The 25,244-nt window shown below is 67.5% G+C and carries 16 protein-coding genes; 14 read left to right on the top strand and 2 right to left on the bottom strand.

The features are described 5' to 3' along the window. Together carB and greA are read left to right on the top strand one after the other, a co-directional pair. Nucleotides 1-3,228 (top strand): carbamoyl-phosphate synthase large subunit, encoded by a 3,228-nt coding sequence (carB, locus tag AC3WQA_RS03445; protein WP_492673700.1) that lies wholly within the window; start codon nt 1-3, stop codon nt 3,226-3,228. Further along, nucleotides 3,225-3,704, top strand: a complete 480-nt coding sequence (gene greA, locus AC3WQA_RS03440; RefSeq protein ID WP_492673699.1) for a transcription elongation factor GreA — start codon at nt 3,225-3,227, stop codon at nt 3,702-3,704. The genes carB and greA overlap by 4 nt, the downstream gene beginning before the upstream one ends. 127 nt (nt 3,705-3,831) lie before the next feature. Here the strand turns inward: greA and ykgO are convergent, their stop codons facing one another. Next, the gene (gene ykgO, locus AC3WQA_RS03435; RefSeq protein WP_492673698.1) at nt 3,832-3,957 is read right to left on the bottom strand and encodes a type B 50S ribosomal protein L36; all 126 of its coding nucleotides are present in this window, start codon (nt 3,955-3,957) and stop codon (nt 3,832-3,834) included. Nucleotides 3,958-4,248: 291 nt separating this feature from the next. Further along, nucleotides 4,249-6,267, bottom strand: coding sequence for an oxidoreductase (locus AC3WQA_RS03430; protein WP_492673697.1), 2,019 nt, complete (start codon nt 6,265-6,267; stop codon nt 4,249-4,251). 172 nt (nt 6,268-6,439) lie between these two features. Between AC3WQA_RS03430 and cmk the strand changes: the two genes are divergently transcribed. The 12 genes from cmk to AC3WQA_RS03370 all read left to right on the top strand — a co-directional run bounded on the left by cmk (nt 6,440) and on the right by AC3WQA_RS03370 (nt 25,218). Then, nucleotides 6,440-7,123, top strand: a complete 684-nt coding sequence (gene cmk / locus AC3WQA_RS03425; protein ID WP_492673696.1) for a (d)CMP kinase — start codon at nt 6,440-6,442, stop codon at nt 7,121-7,123. 168 nt (nt 7,124-7,291) lie between these two features. Beyond that, nucleotides 7,292-8,965 (top strand): 30S ribosomal protein S1, encoded by a 1,674-nt coding sequence (rpsA, locus tag AC3WQA_RS03420; protein ID WP_492673695.1) that lies wholly within the window; start codon nt 7,292-7,294, stop codon nt 8,963-8,965. Nucleotides 8,966-9,048: 83 nt separating this feature from the next. Further along, nucleotides 9,049-9,351 (top strand): integration host factor subunit beta, encoded by a 303-nt coding sequence (locus tag AC3WQA_RS03415; RefSeq protein ID WP_492673694.1) that lies wholly within the window; start codon nt 9,049-9,051, stop codon nt 9,349-9,351. A gap of 173 nt (nt 9,352-9,524) precedes the next feature. Continuing rightward, on the top strand, nt 9,525-9,782 hold the full coding sequence (locus tag AC3WQA_RS03410; RefSeq protein ID WP_492673693.1) for a lipopolysaccharide assembly protein LapA domain-containing protein: 258 nt from the start codon (nt 9,525-9,527) through the stop codon (nt 9,780-9,782). Further along, on the top strand, nt 9,779-10,951 hold the full coding sequence (lapB, locus tag AC3WQA_RS03405; protein ID WP_492673692.1) for a lipopolysaccharide assembly protein LapB: 1,173 nt from the start codon (nt 9,779-9,781) through the stop codon (nt 10,949-10,951). The genes AC3WQA_RS03410 and lapB overlap by 4 nt, the downstream gene beginning before the upstream one ends. Before the next feature lie 5 nt (nt 10,952-10,956). Further along, complete coding sequence (locus AC3WQA_RS03400; RefSeq protein WP_492673691.1) at nt 10,957-11,979, top strand: MraY family glycosyltransferase; 1,023 nt, start codon at nt 10,957-10,959, stop codon at nt 11,977-11,979. Continuing rightward, nucleotides 11,966-13,861, top strand: coding sequence for a polysaccharide biosynthesis protein (locus AC3WQA_RS03395; protein WP_492673690.1), 1,896 nt, complete (start codon nt 11,966-11,968; stop codon nt 13,859-13,861). Before AC3WQA_RS03400 ends, AC3WQA_RS03395 begins: the two co-directional genes overlap by 14 nt. Next, the gene (galU, locus tag AC3WQA_RS03390; RefSeq protein WP_492673689.1) at nt 13,862-14,752 is read left to right on the top strand and encodes a UTP--glucose-1-phosphate uridylyltransferase GalU; all 891 of its coding nucleotides are present in this window, start codon (nt 13,862-13,864) and stop codon (nt 14,750-14,752) included. Between the two features lie 196 nt (nt 14,753-14,948). Next, complete coding sequence (locus AC3WQA_RS03385; RefSeq protein WP_492673688.1) at nt 14,949-21,056, top strand: alpha-2-macroglobulin family protein; 6,108 nt, start codon at nt 14,949-14,951, stop codon at nt 21,054-21,056. 93 nt (nt 21,057-21,149) lie between these two features. Continuing rightward, nucleotides 21,150-23,516: a penicillin-binding protein 1C gene (gene pbpC / locus AC3WQA_RS03380; protein WP_492673687.1), complete on the top strand. Its 2,367-nt coding sequence runs from the start codon at nt 21,150-21,152 to the stop codon at nt 23,514-23,516. A 77-nt stretch (nt 23,517-23,593) separates the two neighbouring features. Further along, nucleotides 23,594-24,883 carry an NAD(P)/FAD-dependent oxidoreductase gene (locus AC3WQA_RS03375; RefSeq protein ID WP_492673686.1) on the top strand — a complete coding sequence of 430 codons (1,290 nt, stop codon included), beginning with the start codon at nt 23,594-23,596 and terminating at the stop codon, nt 24,881-24,883. Further along, on the top strand, nt 24,880-25,218 hold the full coding sequence (locus AC3WQA_RS03370) for a tRNA-binding protein (protein ID WP_492673685.1): 339 nt from the start codon (nt 24,880-24,882) through the stop codon (nt 25,216-25,218). Before AC3WQA_RS03375 ends, AC3WQA_RS03370 begins: the two co-directional genes overlap by 4 nt. The last annotated feature ends 26 nt before the right edge of the window (nt 25,219-25,244 follow it).

Raw genomic sequence — 25,244 nt, 5'->3', positions numbered from 1 at the left:
ATGCCCAAGCGTAGTGATATCAAGAGCGTCCTCATCATCGGTGCCGGCCCCATCGTGATCGGCCAGGCCTGCGAGTTCGACTACTCCGGCGCGCAAGCCTGCAAGGCGCTGCGCGAAGAGGGTTATCGCGTCATCCTGGTGAACTCCAACCCCGCCACCATCATGACCGACCCGCAGATGGCCGACGCCGTCTACATCGAGCCGATCAACTGGCAAACGGTGGAACGCATCATCGCCAAGGAGAAGCCCGACGCGGTGCTGCCGACGATGGGCGGCCAGACCGCGCTCAACTGCGCGCTCGATCTCGCCGACCACGGCGTGCTGGAGAAGTACGGCGTCGAGCTGATCGGCGCCAAGCGCGACGCCATCCGCATGGCCGAGGATCGCGAGCTGTTCAAGCAGGCGATGACCGAGATCGGGCTGGAGAGCCCCAAGTCCGACGTGGCCAAGAACTTCGAGCACGCGCAGGAGATCCAGGCGCAGCTCGGCTTCCCCGTCATCATCCGGCCCAGCTTCACGCTGGGTGGCACCGGCGGCGGCATCGCCTACAACAAGGAAGAGTTCGAGGCCATCGTCAAACGTGGGCTGGAGATGTCGCCCACGCACGAAGTGCTGATCGACGAATCCGTGCTGGGCTGGAAGGAGTTCGAGATGGAAGTGGTCCGCGACACCGCGGACAACTGCATCATCATCTGCGCCATCGAGAACCTCGATCCGATGGGCGTGCACACCGGTGACTCGATCACCGTGGCGCCGGCGCAGACGCTCACCGACAAGGAATACCAGCGCCTGCGCGATGCTTCCATCGCGGTGCTGCGCAAGATCGGCGTGGACACCGGCGGCTCCAACGTGCAGTTCGGCATCAATCCCGCCGACGGCCGCGTGGTGGTGATCGAAATGAACCCGCGCGTGTCGCGTTCGTCCGCGCTGGCGTCGAAGGCCACCGGCTTCCCGATCGCCAAGGTTGCCGCCAAGCTCGCCGTGGGCTACACGCTCGATGAGCTGAAGAACGACATCACCGGCGGCAAGACGCCGGCCTCGTTCGAGCCCTCCATCGACTACGTGGTCACCAAGATCCCGCGCTTTGCCTTCGAGAAGTTCCCGCGCGCCGACGCCCGCCTCACCACCCAGATGAAGTCGGTGGGCGAGGTGATGGCGATTGGCCGCAGCTTCACCGAGTCGCTGCAGAAGGCGCTGCGCGGGCTGGAGATCGGCAAGACCGGCCTGAACCCCACCGGCCTCGACATCGCCACGGAGGATGGCCTGGCCACGCTCAAGCGCGAGCTGCGCGAGCCGCGCCCGGAGCGCGTGTTCCACCTTGCCGACGCCTTCCGCGCCGGCCTGTCGCTGGCAGACGTGCATGCGCTGAGCCGCGTCGATCCGTGGTTCCTCGCAGCGTTCGAGGACATCGTGCTGGCCGAAACCGCGGTCAAGGCGCAGGGCATCGCCGCGCTGGATGCGCCGCGCATGCGCGAGCTCAAGCGCATGGGCTTCTCCGATGCGCGCCTGGCCGAGCTGATCGGTTCGGACGAGGCCGCCGTGCGCCACCTGCGCCGCACCCTGGGCGTGCGTCCGGTGTACAAGCGCGTGGACTCCTGCGCCGCCGAGTTCGCCACCACCACGGCCTACATGTACTCGACCTACGAGGAAGAGTGCGAGGCCAATCCCACCGACCGCGAGAAGATCATCGTGCTCGGCGGCGGCCCCAACCGCATCGGCCAGGGCATCGAGTTCGACTACTGCTGTGTGCACGCGGCGCTCGCGCTGCGCGAGGATGGCTATGAAACCATCATGGTCAACTGCAACCCGGAAACCGTCTCCACCGATTACGACACCTCCGACCGCCTGTACTTCGAGCCGCTGACGCTGGAGGACGTGCTGGAGATCGTGGATCTCGAAAAGCCCAGGGGCGTGATCGTGCAGTACGGCGGCCAGACTCCGCTGAAGTTGGCGCGCGCCTTGGAAGCCGCCGGTGCGCCGATCATCGGCACCTCGCCCGACTCGATCGACCTCGCCGAGGACCGCGAGCGCTTTCAGCACATGATCCAGAAGCTGGGCCTGCGCCAGCCACCCAACCGCACCGCACGCAACGCCGACGAGGCGCTGGCGCTGGCGCGCGAGATCGGCTATCCGCTGGTGGTGCGCCCCAGCTACGTGCTCGGCGGCCGCGCCATGGAAGTGGTCTACGACGACGCCGACCTTGCGCGCTATATCCGTGAGGCGGTGCAGGTATCCAACGATTCGCCGGTGCTGCTGGATCGCTTCCTCGACCATGCGGTCGAGGTGGACGTGGACGTCATTGCCGATACCGACGGCAAGGTGCTGATCGGCGGCATCATGGAGCACATCGAGGAAGCCGGCGTGCATTCCGGCGATTCGTCCTGCTCGCTGCCGCCGTATTCGCTCTCCCCGGCGATCCAGGACGAGATGCGCCGCCAGGCCGCCGCGATGGCCAGGGAGCTCAAGGTCATCGGCCTGATGAATACCCAGTTCGCGATCCAGGGCGACACCGTGTTCATCCTGGAGGTGAACCCGCGCGCTTCGCGCACCGTGCCCTTCGTCTCCAAGGCCACCGGCGTGCCGCTGGCCAAGATTGCCGCGCGCTGCATGGCCGGCAAGACGCTGGAGGAGCAGGGCGCCACCAGGGAAGTGATCCCGTCGTACTACTCGGTGAAGGAAGCGATCTTCCCCTTCATCAAGTTCCAGAACGTCGACCCGATCCTCGGCCCCGAGATGCGTTCCACCGGCGAGGTGATGGGCGTGGGCCGCAGCTTCGGTGCCGCTTTCGCGCGCGGCCATGACGCCGCCGGGGTGAAGACGCCGCAGCAGGGCAAGGTGTTCGTGTCGGTGCGCGATGCCGACAAGGATCGCCTGCTGCCGGTGGCGCAGGAAGTGCTGCGCCGCGGTTTCAGCCTGGTCGCCACCGGCGGCACGGCCGCCTACCTGACCAGCCACGGCATTGCCTGCGAGCGCGTCAACAAGGTGCTGGAGGGGCGTCCGCACATCGTCGACAGCATCAAGAACGGCGAGATCGTCTATATCGTCAACACCACCGAGGGCAAGCAGGCCATCGCCGATTCGTTCTCGATCCGGCGCGAAGCGTTGCAGCAGCGCGTGACCTATTCCACCACCGTGGCCGGCGCGCGTGCGCTGGTGCACTCGCTGGATTTCCACGACAACGACGAAGTCCACAGCCTGCAGGAACTGCACAAGGAGCTTTCCGCATGAGCGCCCGCGCCCCCATCACCAAGGTTGGTTCCGAGCGCCTGCGCGCCGAACTGGAAAAGCTGAAGTCGGAGGATCGCCCGCACATCATCGCGGCCATCGCCGAGGCGCGCGCCCACGGCGACCTGAAGGAAAACGCGGAATACCACGCCGCGCGCGAGCTGCAGGGTTTCATCGAAGGCCGCATCAACCAGCTGGAGGCGCTGCTCTCCACTGCCGAAGTGATCGACGTGGCGCGCCTGAACCCCGGCAGCAAGGTGGTGTTCGGTGCCATCGTCGACCTGGCCGACGAGGACTCGGGCGTGGAGGCGACCTACCAGATCGTGGGCGACCTCGAAGCCGACATCAAGCAAGGGCTGATCGCCGTGTCCTCGCCGATCGCGCGCGCGCTGATCGGCAAGCTCGAAGGCGACAGCTTCGAGTTCCAGGCGCCCAACGGCATGAAGCACTACGAGATCGTCGGCGTGCGCTACGCGTAGGCTGACCACGCGCCAATACGACGAAGGCCCCGCTCGCGTGGGGCCTTCGTCGTTGGCGGATACGTTCCACCAGACAGCAAAAAGGCCGCGCAAGGCGGCCTTTTCGTCGGCTGGCACCGCGCTGGAATCAGCGCTGGCGAGCCTTGAAACGCGGGTTGCTCTTGCAGATCACGAACACCTTGCCGCGACGGCGCACGATCTTGCAGTCGCGGTGCCGCGTCTTGGCGGACTTCAACGAGTTAAGCACCTTCACGGCGAGCTCCTGATGACAAACGAAAAAACCTAGCGCGCAAGTATAACCTGCTGAATCGTCGGTCACAAGTTGGGGGTTGTTGCGGGTAGCCATCCTGGCACGGCCTGGCGGCTGGGCAGCGCCGGCCCGATCGTGGATTTGATGCAGAGAGGCCTTGCCCGTAGAATGCATCCCGTCCCATCGTCTCCTCCCCGACGGTGGTGACCCGCCCCGCAGCGACGCTATCGACGGCATCTGGCGCATCCCCCTCGTGCCCATGCCGATGCGTCATCCCTGCGGGGCGTTTTACTTTCAAAGCCGGCTGGCCAATCGCGTGCCCTGTGCGATGGCGCGCTTGGCATCCAGCTCCGCCGCGACGTCGGCACCGCCGATCACGTGCACGGTCATGCCGGCGGCCAGCAGCGTGTCGGCCAGGTGGCGGTTGGGTTCCTGGCCGGCGCAGATCACCACGTTGTCCACCGGCAGCACCTGCGGCTGGCCGTCGATGGTGACGTGCAGGCCCGCGTCGTCGAAGCGCTCGTAGCCGACCTTGCCCTGCATCACGACGTGCTTGGCCTTCAGCGTGGCGCGGTGCACCCAGCCGGTGGTCTTGTTGAGCCGCGCGCCGGGGCGGCCTTCGCTGCGCTGGAGCAGCCAGACCTGGCGCAGCGGCGCCTCGGGCTGCGGGCTGGCCAGTCCGCTGCGGTTGGCCAGCGTGGTGTCCACGCCCCAGGTGCGCGTCCAGCGCGTCACGTCGGTGGTGATGGACGGGTGGTGCTCGGTCAGGTATTCGGCCACGTCGAAGCCGATGCCGCCGGCGCCGATGATGGCGACCTTGCCGCCTACCGGCGCGTGCCGCCCCAGCACGTCGAGGTAGCCCAGCACGCGCGGGTCGTCGCTGCCGGGAAAGCTCACCTTGCGCGGCAGCACGCCGGTGGCGACCACCACGGCGTCGTAACCGGCCGCCTTGAGGCTGGCGGCTTCGGCTGTCCGGCCCAACTGCAGCTTGACCCCGGTGTCGGCGAGCCGATGGCCGAAGTAGCGCAGCGTCTCGCCGAACTCCTCCTTGCCGGGAATCTGCTTGGCATAGTTGAACTGGCCGCCGATCTCGGTGGACTGGTCGATCAGGGTGACGTCGTGGCCGCGCTCGGCCAGCGTGGTGGCGCAGGCCAGCCCGGCCGGGCCGGCGCCGATCACCGCATAGCGTTTGCGTGCGATGGCGGTTTCGATCTTCAGCTCGGTCTCGTAACAGGCCTGCGGATTGACCAGGCAACTGGCGCGCTTGTTGGCGAACACGTGGTCAAGGCAGGCCTGGTTGCAGGCGATGCAGGTGTTGATGCGCTCGCTGCGACCGGCCTTGGCCTTGTTCGCCCACTCCGGATCGGCCAGCAGCGGGCGTGCCATCGAGATCATGTCGGCGTCGCCCTCGGCCAGCACGCGTTCGGCCACCTCGGGCATGTTGATGCGGTTGGTGGCCACCAGCGGGATGCCCACCTCGCCCTTGAGCGCCTTGGTGACCCAGGCAAAGCCGGCGCGGGGCACGCTGGTGACGATGGTGGGCACGCGCGCCTCGTGCCAGCCGATGCCGGTGTTGATGATGGAGGCGCCGGCGGCTTCGATGGCCTTGGCCAGCGCGACGATTTCTTCCCGGCTTTGGCCGCCTTCGACCAGATCCAGCATCGACAGCCGGTAGATGATGATGAAGTCGCGGCCCACCGCCTCGCGCGTGCGGCGCACGATCTCCACCGGAAAACGCATGCGCCGCGCGGCGTCGCCGCCCCAGGCGTCGTTGCGCTGGTTGGTGCGCGCGGCGAGAAACTGGTTGATGAGGTAGCCCTCCGATCCCATGATTTCCACGCCGTCGTAGCCTGCCTCGCGGGCGAGCCTGGCGCAGCGCACGAAATCGCCGATGGTGCGCGCCACGCCACGCGCGGAGAGCGCCCGCGGGGTGAACGGGGTGATCGGCGACTTGATCTTCGAGGGGGCCACCGACAGCGGGTGATAGCCGTAGCGGCCGGCATGCAGGATCTGCAGGCAGATGCGCCCGCCTTCGGCGTGCACCGCGGCGGTGAGCTTGCGATGGCGCTGCTTGTGCCAGGGCAGCGTCAGGCGTCCGCCGAAAGGCTTGAGCCAGCCTTCCATGCTGGGCGCGATGCCGCCGGTGACCATCAGGCCCACGCCGCCGCGGGCGCGGGCGGCGAAATAGGCCGCGAGTTTGTCGTAGTCGGCGGCCTTGTCTTCCAGCCCGGTATGCATCGAGCCCATCAGGATGCGGTTGGGCAGGGTGACGTGGCCCAGATCCAGCGGGGCGAACAGGTGCGGGTAGTTCATGAAGGCGGCCGGTTCAAACGATCGTATGAATGTGCCTGTTGCGGGCGAAGAGTGCAAGCCTGGAGGCCGGGACTCGGGACTCGGGACTCGGGACTCGGAGCGAGGCGAGGGCAGCGTGCGCCATCGCTGGCCGCGATACCATGGGCGATCCTTGATCCGTGCTGGAGCTGCCATGAGCCGTGTCGTCGCCATTCCCGTGCTGACCATCGACGGCCCCTCGGGTTCGGGCAAGGGCACGGTCAGTCGCCGCGTGGCCGACCACTTGGGCTGGCGCCTGCTGGATTCCGGTGCGCTCTACCGTGCGGTCGGTTATGCGGCGGGAGCCGAGGGGCTGGATCTGTCCGATGTCGAGGCAGTGACCCGCTGCGCACAGACCACGAAGATCCGCTTTCACGCCAGTGCCGATGGCGGCGATACCCGCATCCTGGTCAACGGCCACGATGCCACCGACGAGCTGCGCACCGAGACGGCCGGCGCAGCGGCCTCGGCGATCGCCTCGCTCGCCCCGGTGCGGCAGGCTTTGGTGGAACTGCAATTGGGCTTCCGCAAGGCGCCGGGTTTGGTGGCTGACGGACGCGACATGGGCACGGTGATTTTCCCCGACGCACCGTTCAAGGTGTTCCTCACCGCCAGCGCCGCCGAGCGGGCGAAAAGGCGCTATAAGCAGTTGAAGGAAAAGGGGCTCAGCGTTACACTCACGAGTCTGCAGCGCGAGATCGAGGCGCGCGACCACCGCGATGCCACGCGCGCGGTCGCGCCGCTCAAGCCCGCGCCGGAGGCCGTGCTGGTGGATACCACCGGCATGGGCGTCGATCAGGTGGTTGCCAAAGTTCTTGCCGTCGTGCAGCCCGTTTGACGGGTCGCATGGCGGTTTTCGTTCCCCGGCCAGGGTGGCCGGGTTTCAACCCATGGTGACGAAGGCAACGCCGCAAGGCTTGCCCGAAGGCACCCCAACCGGTGGATTGTTGTCGATTCGTGCTCCCGATGGAGCGTCGCAACCGTCCTTTCCCATTCTGGAATCAACATGACTGAAAGTTTTGCCGAACTGTTTGAACAGAGCCAGCAGGCCATCGCCAAGCTGAAGCCCGGCGCCATCGTCACCGGCATCGTGGTGGAAATCCGCAACGACGTCGTCGTCATCAATGCGGGCCTGAAGAGCGAAGGCATCGTCCCGATCGAGCAGTTCAAGGGCGAGGACGGCACCCTCGAGGTGAACGTCGGCGACGCCGTGAAGGTGGCTCTCGAAGCCCTGGAAGACGGTTTCGGCGAAACCAAGCTATCGCGCGAGAAGGCCAAGCGCTCGATGGTGTGGGACGACCTCGAAGAGGCGTTCGACAAGGAAGAGACGATCAAGGGCATGATCTCGGGCAAGGTCAAGGGCGGCTTTACCGTCGACATCAAGGACGTCCGCGCCTTCCTGCCGGGCTCGCTGGTCGACGTGCGCCCGGTGCGCGAGCCGACCTACCTCGAGGGCAAGGAACTCGAGTTCAAGATCATCAAGCTCGACCGCAAGCGCAACAACGTGGTGGTCAGCCGCCGTGCCGTCGTCGAGACCGAGTTCTCCGCCGAGCGTGAGCAGCTGATGGAGCGCCTGGTGGAAGGCGCCATCATCAAGGGCGTGGTCAAGAACCTCACCGATTACGGCGCGTTCGTGGATCTGGGCGGCATCGACGGCCTGCTGCATATCACCGACATGGCGTGGAAGCGCGTGCGCCATCCGTCCGAGGTGGTCAACGTCGGCGACGAGCTGGACGTGCGCGTGCTGAAGTTCGACAAGGAGCGCAACCGCGTTTCGCTGGGCCTGAAGCAGCTGGGCGACGATCCGTGGGTGAACATCTCGCGTCGTTATCCGGTTTCCAGCCGTCTGTTCGGCAAGGTCTCCAACGTCACCGACTACGGCTGCTTCGTCGAGATCGAGCCGGGCGTGGAAGGCCTGGTGCACGTGTCCGAAATGGACTGGACCAACAAGAACGTCAACCCGGCCAAGGTGGTGCAGGTCGGCGACGAGACCGAAGTGATGGTGCTCGACGTGGACGAAGAGCGCCGCCGCATTTCGCTGGGCATCAAGCAGACGCGTTCCAATCCGTGGGAAGCGTTCGCCGCCATGCACAAGAAGAACGACAAGGTTTCCGGCCAGATCAAGTCGATCACCGACTTCGGTGTGTTCATCGGCCTGGACGGCGGCATCGACGGCCTGGTGCACCTGTCCGACATCTCCTGGCAGACCTCCAGCGAAGACCTCGTGCGCAACTTCAAGAAGGGTGACGAGATCGAGGCCGTGGTGCTGGCGGTTGATCCGGAGCGCGAGCGCATCTCGCTCGGCATCAAGCAGATGGAGCAGGATCCGTTCGGCCAGTTCATGGGCAACAACCCGCGCGGCAGCATCGTCACCGGCACGGTGAAGGAAGTGGACGCCAAGGGTGCGGTGATCGACCTGGGCGAGGGCGTGGAGGGTTACCTGCGCGCCAACGACATCGCCAAGGAGCGCATCGACGACGCCACCTTGCACTTGAAGGTGGGCGACGCGGTCGAGGCCAAGTTCACCGGCATGGATCGCAAGGGCCGCCAGTTGTCGCTGTCGATCCGCGCCAAGGACGAGGAAGACGTGCAGGAAGCCATGGCTGATTACTCCTCGGCCGCCAGCGGCACCACCAAGCTCGGTGCGCTGCTCAAGGAGCAGCTGAACAAGGCCGAGTAAGGCAACCGCAAGTCGAATGCGGGGCGGCCCGGTGCCGCCCCGCATTCTGCAACGCAAAGCACCATGTCGCGGGCACGGGGATCATGACCAAATCCGAACTGATCGAGGCGCTGGCACGGCGCCAGACTCACCTTGCGTTCGCCGATGTCGAGATGGCGGTCAAGAGCGTGATCGAGCAGATGAGCCAGGCGCTGGCCCAGGGCGAACGCATCGAGGTGCGCGGTTTCGGCAGTTTCGCGCTGCATTTCCGCCCGCCGCGAACCGGCCGCAACCCCAAGACCGGCGAATCGGTGTCCCTGCCTGGCAAGCATGTGCCGCATTTCAAGCCGGGCAAGGAACTGCGCGAGCGCGTCAACCAGCGGCTGGAAGACACCGTTACCGGCTGAGTGTCGGATGGCCGGGTTTCACCCATGAAGGCAGGCGACGCGAGTCGGTCCTGCCTTTGTTTTTGCGCTCGATCCCGGATTTTGCGTGCACCGGCGATGGTGAAGGCCAAGTCGGCGGCGATGCTTTCGACACGGCGTGTATTCGTGGCAGGGGTTGCTGGTAAAGTCGCGGCATGCGCCTGATCGCCCTCCTTCTGCTCGTATTCTTCGTTGCCGCGGGCATCGTGGTCGGCGCGCTCAATGCCGACCTGGTCAGCTACGACTTCGCCTTCGCCCACTTGCGCCTGCCCAAGGGCGCAGCCTTGCTGGCGGCACTGGTGGCCGGCTGGCTGCTGGGAGGCCTGACCGCGTGGCTGGGCGTGAACTTGCGGCAGCGTCGGCAGGCGCGGCTGCGACGCAAGGAATCCGGCCGCCACACCGCCGCCGCATGATCGTCTGGTATGCGCTGCCGCCGGCGGTCGTCGTCGCCTTTGCGCTGGGCTGGTGGGGCGCGCGCAGCTTGGGCGTGCGCCGCTCCGGCGCGGCAGTCAACGAACTTTCCTCGGATTACTTTCGTGGCCTGAACTACCTGCTCAATGAGGAGCAGGACAAGGCGATCGAGGTGTTCCTCAAGCTGGCCGAATACAACCGCGACACGGTGGAAACGCACCTCGCGCTGGGCAACCTGTTCCGCCGTCGCGGCGAGGTGGATCGGGCGATCCGCCTGCACCAGCACCTGGTGTCGCGGCCGAACCTGTCCGAGCCGATGAAGACCGTCGCCCTGCTGGAACTGGGCGAGGACTATATGCGCGCGGGCCTGCTCGACCGCGCCGAGGCGTTGTTCGCCGACCTGGTGGCGATGGAGGCGCATGCGCCTTCGGCGCTGCGCCATCTGATCGCGATCTACCAGCATGAGCGCGACTGGCACAAGGCCATCGAGCACGCGCGCCGGCTGGAAGTGATGACCGGCGAGGACGAGGCGCCGATGATCGCGCAGTTCTATTGCGAGCTGGCCGAGCGCTCGCGCCAGCACGGCGCACGCAGCGAGGCGCGCGAGTACCTCGCCCAGGCCTTCGCCTGCCAACGCGATTGCGTGCGCGCCTGGATGCTGACCGGTCGCCTGCAGGCCGAGGATGGCCGCCAGGTCGAGGCGATTCAGGCCTATGAGTCCGCGATCGACGCCGACATCGCCTTCGTGCCGGAGATTCTTGCGCCATTGCTGAACAGCTACGCCGCCGTCGGGCAGATGGATCATGCCGAGCGCTACCTGCGGGAATTGCTGGAGCGCTACCACGGCATCTCGCCGGTACTGGCGCTGACCCGCTTGTACCAGGCGCGCGAGGGCGAGCGCGTGGCGGTGGATTTCCTCACCACGCAGTTGCGCCAGCGGCCGTCGGTGCGCGGCTTGATGGCGCTGATCGACGCCACCATGGACAAGATCGAGGGCGAGGCGCGCGAGAACTTCCTGATCCTGCGCGATCTCACCAAGAAGCTGCTGGAAGGGCAGGCGATGTATCGCTGCAGCCGCTGCGGCTTTGGCGCCAAGGCGCACCACTGGCAGTGCCCGAGTTGCAAGAACTGGAGCACGATCCGGCCGATCCACGGTGTCGCCAACGAGTGAGCGCCATGGTCCTTGCCAGCGGATGGTTGCTGTGTTCCTTCCTCGTCGCCTGGCTCGCGGCACGGGCGGCGGTGGCCTACGCGCTACGGCGCGGCCTGCTCGACCAGCCCGGGCAGCGGCGTTCGCATCGCATTCCGACGCCGCGCGGCGGCGGCGTCGGCATCGTGCTGGCCACCCTGGTCGGCCTGCCGATGGCCTTGTCGAGCGGTACCACGCCATGGCCGACGGGTGTGGTGGCGGCCTTGCTGGCGGCGCTGCTGCTGGTGGCGCTGGCGGGTTGGTGGGACGACCACCGTGCCCTGCCCGTGCTGCCACGGCTGCTGGCGCAACTGCTGGCCACGCTGCTGTTCGGCGTGGCGCTGGTGGCGGCGGGGATGCCGGGGTGGTGGCTGCCGGTGCTGCTTGGGGTTGGCGTCTGGAGCATCAACCTGCACAATTTCATGGATGGCATCGATGGCCTGCTGGCACAGCAGGCGGTCTTCATGGGGGCTGGCCTGTCGCTGCTGGCGGTGGGGGCCGGGCAGGCGGAGCTTGCGCTTGCCGCCGCTGGACTGGCCGCCGCCAGCCTGGGTTTCGGGTGCCTGAATTGGCCGCCGGCGCGGATCTTCATGGGGGATGTGGGCAGCGGCAGCGTGGGCTTCTTGATCTTCGCGTTCACCGCCATGCTGTGGCGGCTTGCACCGTGCTTGCTGTGGCCGGCCTTGATCCTGTGCTCGGCCTTCGTGACCGATGCCAGCTTCACCCTGGCCAGCCGTGTCCTGCGGCGGCGGCGCTGGTATGCGGCCCATCGCGAGCATCTCTACCAGTGGCTGGCGCGGCGGGTCGGCTCGCATGCCCGCGTCGATGCCTTTTACCTGGGCTGGAACCTGCTGATCGCCGCGCCGATGGCGTGGTTGGCCTGGAGTCATCCTCTTGACGGACTGGCCGTTACCATGACCGCTTACCTGGTGGCCGGGGCATCCTGGCTGCTGCTCAAGCGCCGCTGCCTGCGGCGCCGCGCTTTCCGGGGAGTTCATGTCCACGCGTAGCCCTGCCAGCTTCCTTCACCCGCGCGTGGCCGTGATGCTGCACGACCTGGCCATGGCCGCGCTGGCGTGGTGGATCGCCAAGCTGCTGCGCTACTCGGTACGGCCGGAGGATGTCATCCATTTCCAGTGGTTCGAGTTTCCGGTGGTACTGGTCGCGCAGGGGCTGATTTTCCGCTGGACTGGCCTGTACAAGGGCCTGTGGCGCTTCGCCAGCCTGCCCGACCTGTGGAACATCCTGCGCGCGGCCACGCTGGGCTCGGCGGCGATATGGCTGCTGCTGTCCATGCTGAATCGCCTGCAGGGCATGCCGCGCACGATGTTGCTGCTGTATCCGTTCGTACTGGCCCTGGCGCTGGGACTGCCCCGGCTGGTGTATCGCTATTGGAAGGACAGCCTCGCCCTGACCGGTGGGGCGAACAAGGTGTGCCGCGTGCTGATCCTCGGCGCGGATCGGGCCGGCGAGGTGCTCTCGCGCGATCTGCAGCGCGGCGGCGGCTACGAGGCGGTCGGCTTTCTCGACGACCGCACCGCCTTGCGCGGCGCCAGCATCAACGGCCACCCGGTGCTCGGGACGTTCGACCAGCTCGGTGACATTGCCCGTGAAACGGCGGCCGACATGCTGCTGATCGCCCTGCCTGACGCCGGGGTGGGCGAGATGCGCCGGGTGGTGAGCCAGTGTGAAGCCAGCGGCTTGCCTTACCGCACGGTTCCCCGGCTGGACGACGTGGTCGCCGGTCGGGCGCAGCCGCACGAAATCAAGGAGGTCGCGATCGAGGATCTGCTTGGCCGCGAGGCGGTGGAGCTGGACTGGGCGGCGATTCGCGAAACCATCGGTGGGCGTCGCGTGCTGGTCACCGGTGGCGGCGGTTCGATCGGTTCGGAACTGTGCCGCCAGGTGGCGCGGTTGGGCGCGCAGTCGCTCACCGTGGTCGACCACAGCGAATTCAACCTCTACCAGATCACCCGCGAGCTGCGCGCCAACTATCCGGAGCTGCTCCTGGACGGCGTGCTGGCCAGTTGCTGCGACAGCCTGCAGATGCGCAAGACGCTGGCCGAGGCGCAGCCGCAGGTGCTGTTCCACGCGGCGGCCTACAAGCACGTGCCGCTTCTGCAAGGGCAACTGCGCGCCGCCTTCCGCAACAACGTGCTGGGCACGCACACCATGGCCGACCTGGCCAGCGAAGCCGGCGTGGAATGCTTCGTGCTGATCTCCACCGACAAGGCGGTCAACCCCACCAGCGTGATGGGCGCCTGCAAGCGCATCGCCGAGATCTGGTGCCAGAACTTCGATGCGCACGTCGATACCCGCTACATCACGGTGCGCTTTGGCAACGTGCTCGATTCGGCCGGCTCGGTGGTGCCGTTGTTCCGCCAGCAAATCCGTGCGGGTGGGCCGGTCACCGTGACCCACCCGGAGATCTCGCGCTACTTCATGACCATTCCCGAGGCCTGCCAGCTGATCCTGCAGGCGGCCAGCCTGGGCAAGGGCGGCGAAATCTTCGCGCTGGACATGGGTGAGCCGATGAAGATTCGCGATCTCGCCGAGCAGATGATCCGCCTGGCCGGCAAGAAGCCCGGCAGCGAAATCCCCATCGTCTACACCGGCCTGCGGCCGGGCGAAAAACTCTTCGAGGAACTGTTTCATCCGCTGGAGCACTACGGCGCCACCACACACGCCAAGATATTCCTGGCCCAGCACCGGCCGGTGGCGTGGGAACTGCTCCAGGCCAGCCTGCATCGGGCGACCGAGGCGGTGGCCAGTGGCGACGACAACGAATTGCGGCGCTGCGTCTCCGGCCTGCTGCCCTCGTTTCGCTGGAGCGAAGCGGCACAGACCGACAACGTGGTGCCGCTGCGGCATCAGGAATCAGGAGAGAGCTGAGTGAACAAGCCCTTGCGCAAAGTGGTATTTCCCGTGGCCGGCCTGGGCACGCGCTTTCTGCCCGCCACCAAGGTCGTGGCCAAGGAAATGCTGCCGGTGCTGGACAAGCCGTTGATCCAGTACGCGGTGGACGAGGCCGTCGAGGCCGGCGCCGATACGCTGATCTTCGTCACCAACCGCTACAAGCATGCCATCGCCGATTACTTCGACAAGGCCTACGAGCTGGAAGCGAAGCTGCTGGAGAAGGGCAAGAGCGAACTGCTCGCGCTGGTGCGCGGCACCCTGCCGCACCATGTGCGCGCGATCTTCGTCACCCAGCCCGAGGCCCTGGGCCTGGGCCACGCCGTGCTGTGCGCCAAGCCGGTGGTGGGCGACGAACCCTTTGGCGTGATGCTGCCCGATGACCTGATCTGGAATGGCCATCCGGGTGCGGGTGCCCACCGGGGTGCGCTGCGCCAGATGGCCGAGGTGGCCGATCGGGAAGGCGCCGGCGTGATCGCGGTGGAGGAAGTGCCGCACGAGCAGACCGACAAGTACGGCATCGTCGACGCCGTGCCGCTGGACGAGCGCAGCGCCAGCATCCGCCACATGGTGGAAAAGCCCAAGCCTGCCGAGGCACCGTCCAACCTCGCCGTGGTCGGTCGCTACGTGCTGCCGGGTCGCATCTTCGAGCTGCTGGAGCGCACCACGCCGGGCGCCGGCGGCGAGATCCAGCTCACCGACGCCATCGAGGCGCTGCTCAAGGAGCAGGGCAAGGTGCTGGCCTACCGCTTCGAGGGCACGCGCTTCGACTGCGGCAACAAGGCCGGGCTGGTGCGCGCCACCATGCACATGGCGCTGCAGGACCCGGCACTGGCGCCGGTGGTGCGCGAGATCGCCGCCACCTTGTGACGCCGCACCGCTGACTGGCGCGGCCTTGCCGTGCCAGAATCGTGTCCGTGTCCCGCCACAATCGCGGCGCAGGATACGCAAGGGGTAAGCACACCGTATCCGGTTCCGCCTGCACGGCGGAGCCGGGGCGTACCCGCGGGTTCGCGGCCTCGGCATGGCGCCGACGCCAGGCAATGGAAAAGGCGAGGGGAGCATCATGGATTTGCTGCGATTTCTGCTGCTGTTGCCGCTGCGCCTGTTGCGCAGCGTCGGCCGTCTGCTGGGCCGTCTGCTGCGGCCGCTGTTCGGCGAGCTGAACTGGGCCGCGCCCGGCTGGATGCTGGCCGTGCAGCGGCGTCCCTTGCGTGCGGCCGGCATCGCGCTCGCCGCCCTGCTGCTGGCGGCTGGCGGCTGGTTCGGCTGGCAGTGGTACAAGCACCGGCCGCGTCCGCCCGAGCCGCAGCGCATCAGCTGGAAGGTGGTGGTGCCGGAAGTCACCGACTACAGCAAGCCGCCCTTCGTGGTGCATCCGCTGGAGCTGCAATTCTCCGGCTCGGCCGCGCCGATCGAGCGCGTCGGCAAGGCCGTGACCGAGGGCATCGATCTGCGCCCGGCGACCAAGGGCCAGTGGTCGTGGGTGGATGACCGCACCCTGCGCTTCACGCCGGCGGCCGACTGGCCGGTGGGCCAGCACTACAAGGTGCGCTTCGACGTGCGCCAGGCCTTCGCGCCGCAGGTCTTGATGGCCGACGACAGCTTCACGTTCGACACCGCGCCGTTCACCGCCACGCTGGGCAAGGGCGAGTTCTACCAGGACCCGCAGGACGCCACCGCCAAGCAGGTGATCGTGCCGGTGGGCTTCAATTACCCGGTGGATGCCGCGCAGTTCGAGCGCCGCGTCTCGCTGGCGCTGGCCGACCACGCGGGCAAGCGTGGCGATGCGCTGAAGTTCAGCGTGACCTACGATGCCGCCCACCTGCACGCCTGGGTGCACTCGCAGCCGCTGGCCTTGCCGCACGACGACGGCAGCGTGCTGGTGAAGATCGACGACGGCGTGCGCAGTACGCGCGGCGGCGAGGGCACGAAGGAGTCGCTGGACACCCAGGTGCGCATCCCCGGCCTGTACAGCCTCAGCGTGGACGATCTCTCGCCCACCCTGGTCGACAACGACAAGTACGAGCCCGAACAGGTGCTGGTGGCGAACTTCAGCGGCGCGGTGCGCGCCAGCGACGTGGCCGATGCGATCCATGCCTGGGTGCTGCCCAGGCGCAAGGCCGGCAAACCCGCGCCCGACGATGGCTCGTCCTACGACTGGAGCAGCTCCGAAGTGGGCGAGGATCTGCTGCGCAAGTCGCAGCCGCTCAAGCTCGAGGTGGTGCCCACCGAGGACGACTACCAGGCGTTGCAGAGCTTCAAGTACCACGCTGTGCCGGGGCAGCGCGTGTTCGTGCGCATCGGCAAGGGCATCAAGTCCTTCGGTGGCTACGTGCTCGGCAAGCCGTCGGCGCAGGTGTTCACCGTGCCGGATTATCCCCAGCTGCTGCGCTTCATTGGCGATGGTTCGCTGCTGTCCCTGGGCGGCAGCAAGCGCGTCTCCGTGGTGTCGCGCAACATGTCCGGCATGCAGGTGGAGATCGGCCGCGTGCTGCCCGATCAACTGCAGCATCTGGTGAGCTTGAACCAGGGCAACTACAGCCACCCCGAACTGCCTTACGCCTTCGACGAGGGCCATATCGTCGAACGCTACGAGATCAAGCGCGCGTTCCCCAAGAGCGATCCGGGCCAGGCGCATTACGAGGGTGTGGATCTGGGCCAATACCTGAAGCCCGGCAAGCACGGCGTGTTCTGGCTGCACCTGTCCGGCTACGACCCGGCGGCAGCCGCGCGCGAGGCCGCCGCCGCCGCGAAGGCACGCGCGCTGGCGCGGCAGGGGCTGGCGCCGGCACCGGGGCGGGTCGCGAGCGTAGCTTCGCCAGCCAGCGCGGCCACGCCGGCCAGCGATGGCATGGTGGATAGCGGCAACAGCAACGCTGCCGCCAGCGACCATGGCGACGACAACGGCAACAACAGCGACGACGAGGACGGCGACGCCGGTTCCAACGACGGCAACGCGGCTCCCGGCGACAACCGCCTGATCGTGGTCACCGACCTCGGCATGCTGGTGAAGCAGGCGCTGGACGGCAGCCAGGACGTGTTCGTGCAGTCCATCGCCAGCGGCAAACCGGTGGCCGGCGCCACGGTGTCGGTGCTGGCGGTCAACGGACAGACGCTCTACACGCAGGCCACCAGCACCGATGGCATGGTGCACTTCCCCAGCTTGAAGGGCCTGGAGCGCGAGAAGAAGCCGGCGCTGTACGTGGTCAGCAAGGGCGAGGATCTCTCCTTCCTGCCCATCGGCAGCTACGACCGCCAGCTCGACTTCTCGCGTTTCGACATCGGCGGCGAGGCGAACGCGGCGAACGCGGGCCAGCTCACCGCTTACCTGTTCTCCGATCGCGGCATCTACCGCCCCGGCGACAGCTTCCACATCGGCTTGATCGTGCGTGCCGCCGACTGGGCGCGCAACGTGGCCGGCATTCCGCTGGAAGCCGACATCGTCGATCCGCGCGGCACCACGGTGAAGCAGCTGCCGATGTCGATGGACGCCAGCGGCTTCGGCGAGCTCAGCTACACGCCGGCCGACACCGCGCCCACCGGCACCTGGTCGGTGAACCTCTACATCATGCGCGGCGGCAAGGCTGACACCCAGATCGGCAGCACCACGGTGCAGGTGAAGGAGTTCCTGCCCGACCGCATCAAGGTGGCCGCGAAATTCTCGCAGGCGGTGACCGAGGGCTGGGTAAAGCCCGACCAGCTCAAGGGCCTGGTCGATGCGCAGAACCTGTTCGGCACGCCGGCGGCCAATCGCGAGGTGGAAGCCTCGCTCACCCTACGTCCGGCCTGGCCGGCCTTCCATGGCTGGCCGGACTACCACTTCTACGACACCCTCCGCGCGAAGGACGGCTACGAGGAAAACCTCGCCGACGGCAAGACCGACGACAAGGGCCATGCCGAGTTCGACCTCGACCTCAAGAAGTACGCCGACGCCACCTACCAGCTCTACTTCCTCGCCAAGGTGCACGAGGCCGACGGCGGGCGCAGCGTGGCCGCCGCCACGCAGACCCTGGTGTCGTCCAACGACTGGCTGGTGGGCTACAAGTCCGACGACGACCTCGGCTACGTGAGCCGCAACATGCCGCGCAAGGTGCGCCTGGTGGCCATCGGCCCGGACGCGAAGTCGATCAAGCTCGATGGCCTCAAGGCGCAGTTGATCGAGCGTCGCTACGTCTCGGTGCTCACCAAGCAGGGCTCGGGCGTCTACAAGTACGAGTCCAAGCTCAAGGAAATCCCGGTGGACGAACAGTCGCTGGCGATCCCCGCCGGCGGCATGGATTACCCACTCGCCACCGACAAGCCGGGCGACTATGCGCTGGTGATACTGCGTGGCAGCGACCGCAAGGAGGTCAACCGGGTGAGCTACTCGGTGGCCGGCAACGCCAACCTCTCGCGCTCGCTGGATCGCAACGCCGAGCTGCAGCTCACGCTGGACAAGGCTGACTACCAGCCCGGCGACACCATCCACGTCGCCATCCATGCGCCCTACACCGGCAGTGGCCTCATCACCATCGAACGCGACAAGGTCTACGCGCACGCCTGGTTCCACGCCGATACCACCAGCTCCGTGCAGAGCATCACCCTGCCCAAGGGCTTCGAGGGCAACGGCTACGTCAACGTGCAGTTCGTGCGCGATCCGTCCTCGGACGAGATCTTCATGAGCCCGCTCAGCTACGGCGTGGTGCCGTTCTCGGTGAACCTCGGCGCGCGCCGCGATGCGCTCACGGTGGACACCCCCGCGCTGGTGAAGCCGGGCGACACGCTGACCTTCAAGCTGCACGCGGCAAAACCGGCCAAGGTGGTGTTGTTCGCGGTGGACGAGGGCATCCTGCAGGTGGCGCGCTACAAGCTGGGCGACCCGCTGAAGTTCTTCTTCAAGAAGAAGATGCTGGACGTGCGCACCGCGCAAATCCTCGATCTGATCCTGCCCGACTTCGAGAAGCTGATGCGGCTCGCCGCCGCGCCAGGCGGCGACGCCGACGCCGCGATCAGCCGCCAGCTCAATCCCTTCAAGCGCAAGCGCGACAAGCCGGTGGCCTACTGGTCGGGCATCGTTGCCGTGGATGGCGAGAAGGACTTCAGCTACACCGTGCCGGATTACTTCAACGGCAAGCTGCGGGTGATGGCGGTGGCGGTATCGGGCGACCTCATCGGCACCTATGAAGGTTCCACCACGGCGCGCGGCGACTTCGTGCTCTCGCCCAACGTGCCCACCACGCTGGCGCCGGGCGACGAGGCCGAGGTGAGCGTGGGCGTGGCGAACAACCTCACCGGCATCGGCAGCAAGACCGTGCCGGTGGCGGTGACGCTGGCCACCGGGCCGCAGCTCAAGGTGCTGGGTGCGGCCACGCAGAGCCTGAGCCTGGCCTCGATGCGCGAGGGCGTCGTGCGTTTCCGCGTGAAGGCGACCGCCACGCTGGGCTCCGGCCATCTCGCGTTTGCCGCCAGCTACGGTGGCAAGTCGGCGAAGCAGGGCATCGACCTGTCGGTGCGTCCGGCGGCGGCCTATCGCACGCAAGTGGACGTGGGGCAGGTGGCCTCGAACAGCCAGGCCGAGCTGAAACCGCTGCGCCCGCTGTACGACGCCTACGCCTCGCGCGACGCGGCGATCTCCTCGCTGCCGGTGGTGCTGGCGCAAGGCATCACCAGCTACCTGGTCAACTACCAGCACTACTGCAGCGAACAGCTCGTCAGCGCCGCGATGCCACGGCTGGTGGTGGCGAAGTGGCCGCTGGTGCCGGTGTTCGCGCACGCGCTGCAGCCGGCCTTTGGCGACAAGACCATCAGCAACGAGGTGGCGCTGGCGAAGTTCATGGACGTGCTGCAATCGCGGCAGAACGGCGCGGGCGGCTTCGGCCTGTGGTCGGCTACGCCCGACGCGGAGCCCTTCGTCTCCGACTATGCGATGAACTACCTGATCGAGGCGCGCGAGCGCGGCGCGAGCGTGCCGCGGGACATGCTCGATGCCGGCAACAGGTACCTCAAGCAAATGGCGGCCAACGACAGCATGGACACGCTGGACGAGCTGCGCCAGCGCGCCTATGCGGTGTACCTGCTGACCCGGCAGGGCAACGTCACCACCAACGACCTCGCCGCCGTGCAGAAGCGTCTCGATGAGCTCTACCCGGAGACGTGGAAGAACGACCTCGCCGCCGCCTGGCTGGCCGCCTCCTACAAACTGCTCAAGCAGGATGCCGAGGCCAACCGCCTGCTGGCCGGGCCGCTGAAAGAGCTGACCCGTGCCAAGGCCGCCGAGGACTTCCGCTACGGCTACTACGTCGACCCGCTGACCCGCGACGCCAGCGTGCTGTACCTCATCGCCAAACACTTCCCGCTGGAAGCGAAGGCGTTGCCACCGCGCGTGTTCGAGAACCTCGCCTGGCCGCTGGCGCACGGCGACTACAACACCTTGTCCTCGGCGATGACGGTGCTGGCGCTGGACAGCTATGCGAAGGAAACCGCCGCCAACCTCGGCCAGCTCGGCATCGAGGCCATCATGGCCGACGGCAGCGCGAAGTCCATCGCCCAGCCGCAAGGCGGCATCCTGCAGGGCGGCACGTGGAGCAGCGCGGCGAAGGCGCTGCGCTTCGTCAACCACGGCGACCTGCCAGCCTGGCGCATCGCCACCCAAGGCGGCTACGACCGCAGCACGGGTAGCAAGGCGATCAAGCAGGGCATCGAGATCGTGCGCGACTACACCGATACGAATGGCAAGCCGCTGGGCCAGATCACCGTGGGCGAGGAGATCGACGTGCACCTGAAGATCCGCGCCACCGGTAGCGAGGGCGTGGGCAACGTGGCCATCGCCGATCTGTTGCCGGGCGGCTTCGATCCGGTGCTGCAGTCGCCGCCACCGCCCGCGCCAGCCAATGGTGATTCGGCGAATGATGCCGGCGACTCCGACGGCAGCACGGCGGCGGCATCCTCGTGGCGTTCGCCCATCAGCCTCGACAGCTCCACCTGGCAGCCGGACTACGCCGACATCCGCGAGGATCGCGTGGTGATCTACGGCACCGCCACGCCGGACGTGCGCGAGTTCGTCTATCGCATCAAGGCCACCAATGCCGGCAAATTCCAGGTGCCGCCGGCCTATGCGGAGTCCATGTACGACCGCGCCATCCAGGCCCAGGCCCCCGGCGGTGACGTGCTCACGGTGGTGCAGAAGCCGTGATGTCTGGCAGCGGTCACTCCCCCTCACTGTGTCGGGGAGATCGCCGCCTTTGCTCCCTCTCCCCTGTGGGGAGAGGGTTGGGGTGAGGGGCCGGTGCCTGCCACAAACTTTCTGAAACGCCAGCTCATCCGCTGGCAAAACTGGCTGGCTGCGTTTGCGTTGCTCGCCGCCGTGCTGGCGGGTTGCCGGCTATGGCCGCATGCGCCTCTGCGCGAACGCCTGCCCAGCTCCACCGCGTTCTACGACGACAGCGGCCATCTGCTGCGGCTGACCCTGGCCAGCGACCAGCAATACCGCCAGTGGGTGCCGCTGAAATCCATCTCGCCCCAGCTCGTCGACGCCGTGCTGCTGCACGAGGATCGCTGGTTCCGCTGGCATCCCGGCTTCAACCCCTGGGGGCTCGCGCGCGGCGCCTGGGTCACCTATGTGCGGCATCGCCATCCGCAGGGCGGCTCCACGCTCACCATGCAGCTGGCGCGCCTGCTGTGGCAGCTGGACACGCGCACGCCGCTGGGCAAGCTGGGCCAGATCGCACGCGCGCTGCAGCTGGAGCTGTGCTACTCCAAACACGACATCCTGGAGGCCTACCTCAACGACGCGCCCTACGGCGGCAACGTGCAGGGTGTGGGCGCGGCCAGCCTCGCGTACTTCGGCAAGCCGGCCAGCGCGCTCAGCCTGCCGGAGGCGCTGACCCTGGCGGTGATCCCGCAACAGCCTTCGCGGCCCCTGCAGAAGGGCGGCGTGCTCATCAACCCCGCGCTGGCCGTCGCGCGCAATCGCCTGTACGCGCAGTGGCTTCGGCAACATCCGCGCGACGCCTCGCTGCAGCCGCTGTTCGCCTTGCCGCTGACGCTGCGTCCCTTGTCGGCGCTGCCGTTCGAGGCACCGCATGCGGTGGACCAACTCCTCGCCGCGCAGCGCGTGAGCGGCGATGCGCTGCCGCCGGTGGTCGCCACCACGATTGATTTGGGCCTGCAGCACGCGCTGGAGCGGCAGCTGGCGAACTATGTGCAGCGCAACGCCGCGCGTGGTATCCAGAACGCGGCGGCACTATTGATCGACACCCGCGACATGGGCATCAAGGCGATGGTGGGCTCGGCCAATTACTTCGATGCCCGCATCGAGGGCCAGGTCAACGGCACTGACGCCAAGCGCTCGCCCGGCTCCACGCTCAAGCCCTTCATCTACGCGCTGGGCTTCGACCAGGGCGTGCTGCATCCGCAGACCGTGCTGCGCGACGTGCCCAGCTCCTTCGGCCCGTATACGCCGGAGAATTTCGACGGGCATTTCCTGGGGCCGATCACCGCCACGCAGGCCTTGATCCGCAGCCGCAACATCCCCGCCGTGTGGGTGGCTTCGCAGCTGCACCAGCCCAGCCTGTACGACTTCCTGCGCGAGGCTGGCGTGAGTCGGCTGGCCAGTGAGCAGCATTACGGCCTCGCGCTCGTGCTGGGCGGCGGCGAGGTCACCATGCAGGAGCTGGGCGATCTCTACGCCATGCTCGTCAATCGCGGCATGCTGCAACCCTTGCGCCTGCGCGCGAGCGACCCGCAGGTGCAAGGCACGCGCCTCTTGAGCGACGCGGCCAGCTTCATGGTGATGGACATGCTCAGGCAGAATCCACGTCCCGACGCTGCCTTCGGCAGCGAGCGCACGCAGCTGCCGGTGGCGTGGAAGACCGGCACGTCCTGGGCCTTCCACGACGCGTGGACCGCCGGCAGCTTCGGCCCCTACGTGCTGGTGGTGTGGGCGGGCAATTTCGACGGCACGGCCAATCCGGTCTTCGTGGGCGTGGAGGCGGCCGCGCCGCTGTTCTTCCAGATGGTCGATGCGCTGCACGCCGAACGCCCACGCATGCACGAGCCGATCCGCCACCTGCCGGCGAACCTGAAGCGCGTGGCGATCTGCCTCGCCAGCGGCGAGCTGCCCAGCCAGTGGTGCCCGCAGCGCGGCTGGACCTGGTTCATCCCCGGCAAGTCGCCGATCCGCGTGGGCAACATCTACCGCCCATTGGTGATGGACGACGCCACCGGCCTGCCGGCCTGTCCGCCCTATGCCGACAAGCGCACGCGCACCGAGGTGTTCGAGTTCTGGCCTTCCGATCTCGCCCACGTCTTCGCCCAGGCCGGCATCCCGCGCCGCAAGCCGCCGCAGAATCCGGCGTGCCGCGACGCCGGCCGCCCGCTGGGCGATCCGCCGCAGATCACCTCGCCGCTGCGCGCCAGCACCTATGCGATGCGCCTGCATGCGAGCGCGCCCACGCCGATCGCCTTCAGCGCCACCGCCGATGCCGCTGCGCATGCGCTGTACTGGTTCGTGGACGATGCCTACGTGGGGCAGGGCACGCCGGGCAACAGCCTGTTCTGGCAACCGCGCAGCGCCGGCCGCTACCGCGTGCGCGTGGTGGACGACCACGGCCGCAGCGATGAGCGTCTGCTCGACGTGAGCCTGGTGCAGTAGGCCTGATGCAGTGCGGCGGAGGCAGGGAGCGATTGGGTTATGCTCCTGCGATTCGCTGTCGTATGGGGCGTCAAGGCATGCAGCAAACCGCAGTTCCGTCGTACTACAGCGCCACCGCCGCGCCGCGCGAGGCGCTGGCGCCGCTGCAGGGGCGGCAGGAGGCGCGCGTGGCCATCGTGGGTGGCGGCTTCGCCGGGCTGAATACGGCGCTGGGCCTGGCCGAACGCGGGGTGCGCGACGTGGTGCTGCTGGAGCGCGAGCAGATCGGCTTCGGGGCGTCGGGCCGCAACGGCGGTTTCGTGTTCGCCGGCTATTCGCTGGGCGAGCGGGCCTTGTTGAATCAACTGGGCGAGGCACGCGCCCGCGCCCTGTTCGACTTGACCGTGGTAGCGGTGGATCGCATCCGCGAGCGGGTGGCGAACTACGCCATCGCCTGCGACATGGTGGACGAGGGCGTGATCTGGGCCAACTGGTTCCGCGACCCCGCCGTGCTGCGCGACCGCCAGCAGCTCCTGGCCGCGCGATACGGCGTGCATTGGGATTGGCTGTCGCGCGAGGAGCTGCGCGAGCGCGTGTGGAGCAAGCGCTATCACGACGGCTTGTTCGAGCGGAACGCCCTGCATCTGCATCCGTTGAACTATGCGGCGGGTCTGGCGCAAGCGGCCAGTGCGCAGGGCGTGCGCATCCACGAGGGCAGCGCGGCGGTGCGGTTGCGGCGCGAAGGCGCGCACTGGCTGATCGACACGCCAGAAGGTACGTTGCAAGCCGAGCAGGTGGTGCTGGCCTGTGGCGGCTATCTCGCCGGGCTGGCCAAGCCGATCGACCGCGCGGTGCTGCCCATCGCCACCTACGTGATGGCCACCGAGCCGCTGGGTGCGGGCCTGGACGAATGCCTCGCCACGCGCGCGGCGGTCTACGACACCCGCTTCGCCTTCGACTATTACCGTCCGCTGCCCGACACGCGCCTGCTGTGGGGCGGTCGCATCTCCATCCGCAACCGCTCGCCGCAGGCGGTGCAGCGCCTGCTCCGGCACGACATGCTGCGGGTGTTTCCGCAGCTCAAGGACGCGAAGATCGAGCATGCCTGGTCGGGGCTGATGAGCTACGCGCGCCACCAGATGCCGCAGCTCGGCACGGACGGCCACGGCCTGTGGTGGGCGCAAGCCTTCGGCGGTCATGGGCTGGCGCCCACCTGTGCGGCGGGCGAGCTGCTGGCCGATGCCATCGCCGCGAATGGCGCCGGCTGGGAGCAATTCGCCGACTACGGCCTGGCCAGCACGCACAAGCCGCTGGGCTTTCTCGCCGCCCAGTTGAACTACTGGTGGCACGAGGCGCGCGACGGCCTCAAGACGCGGCTGGAGGGGTGAACGTGGACGAGATCAGCTGGACCGATTTCGAGAAGGTGCTGCTCGTGGCCGGCACGGTGACGAAGGTGGCAGCCTTCCCCGCGGCGCGCAAGCCGGCGTGGCAGGTGTGGGCCGACTTCGGGCCGTACGGCGAGAAGAAGACCAGCGCGCAGATCGTGGCGCTGTACCGGGCCGAGGATCTCGTCGGCCGGCAGATCGTCGGCGTCATCAACTTCCCCGAAAAGCAGATCGGCCCGTTCCGCTCGCAGTTCCTGCTCACCGGCTTTCCCACTGACGAGGGCGTGGTGCTCACCGCGATCGAGCGCCCGGTGCCCAACGGCACGCGGCTGGCCTGAGCTGGTCTCATCCGGCCAGGCACCGT

The sequence above is a fragment of the Rhodanobacter sp. FW106-PBR-R2A-2-24 genome, from assembly GCF_058789615.1.
This window is presented reverse-complemented; position numbering and strand designations above follow the sequence as displayed.

Excerpts from the sequence above, each read along its gene's own strand:
- carB (WP_492673700.1), top strand. The coding sequence starts at position 1 with ATGCCCAAGCGTAGTGATATCAAGAGCGTCCTCATCATCGGTGCCGGC.
- greA (WP_492673699.1), top strand. The coding sequence starts at position 3,225 with ATGAGCGCCCGCGCCCCCATCACCAAGGTTGGTTCCGAGCGCCTGCGC.
- AC3WQA_RS03430 (WP_492673697.1), bottom strand. The coding sequence starts at position 6,267 with ATGAACTACCCGCACCTGTTCGCCCCGCTGGATCTGGGCCACGTCACC.
- cmk (WP_492673696.1), top strand. The coding sequence starts at position 6,440 with ATGAGCCGTGTCGTCGCCATTCCCGTGCTGACCATCGACGGCCCCTCG.
- rpsA (WP_492673695.1), top strand. The coding sequence starts at position 7,292 with ATGACTGAAAGTTTTGCCGAACTGTTTGAACAGAGCCAGCAGGCCATC.
- AC3WQA_RS03415 (WP_492673694.1), top strand. The coding sequence starts at position 9,049 with ATGACCAAATCCGAACTGATCGAGGCGCTGGCACGGCGCCAGACTCAC.
- AC3WQA_RS03410 (WP_492673693.1), top strand. The coding sequence starts at position 9,525 with ATGCGCCTGATCGCCCTCCTTCTGCTCGTATTCTTCGTTGCCGCGGGC.
- lapB (WP_492673692.1), top strand. The coding sequence starts at position 9,779 with ATGATCGTCTGGTATGCGCTGCCGCCGGCGGTCGTCGTCGCCTTTGCG.
- AC3WQA_RS03400 (WP_492673691.1), top strand. The coding sequence starts at position 10,957 with ATGGTCCTTGCCAGCGGATGGTTGCTGTGTTCCTTCCTCGTCGCCTGG.
- AC3WQA_RS03395 (WP_492673690.1), top strand. The coding sequence starts at position 11,966 with ATGTCCACGCGTAGCCCTGCCAGCTTCCTTCACCCGCGCGTGGCCGTG.
- AC3WQA_RS03385 (WP_492673688.1), top strand. The coding sequence starts at position 14,949 with ATGGATTTGCTGCGATTTCTGCTGCTGTTGCCGCTGCGCCTGTTGCGC.
- AC3WQA_RS03375 (WP_492673686.1), top strand. The coding sequence starts at position 23,594 with ATGCAGCAAACCGCAGTTCCGTCGTACTACAGCGCCACCGCCGCGCCG.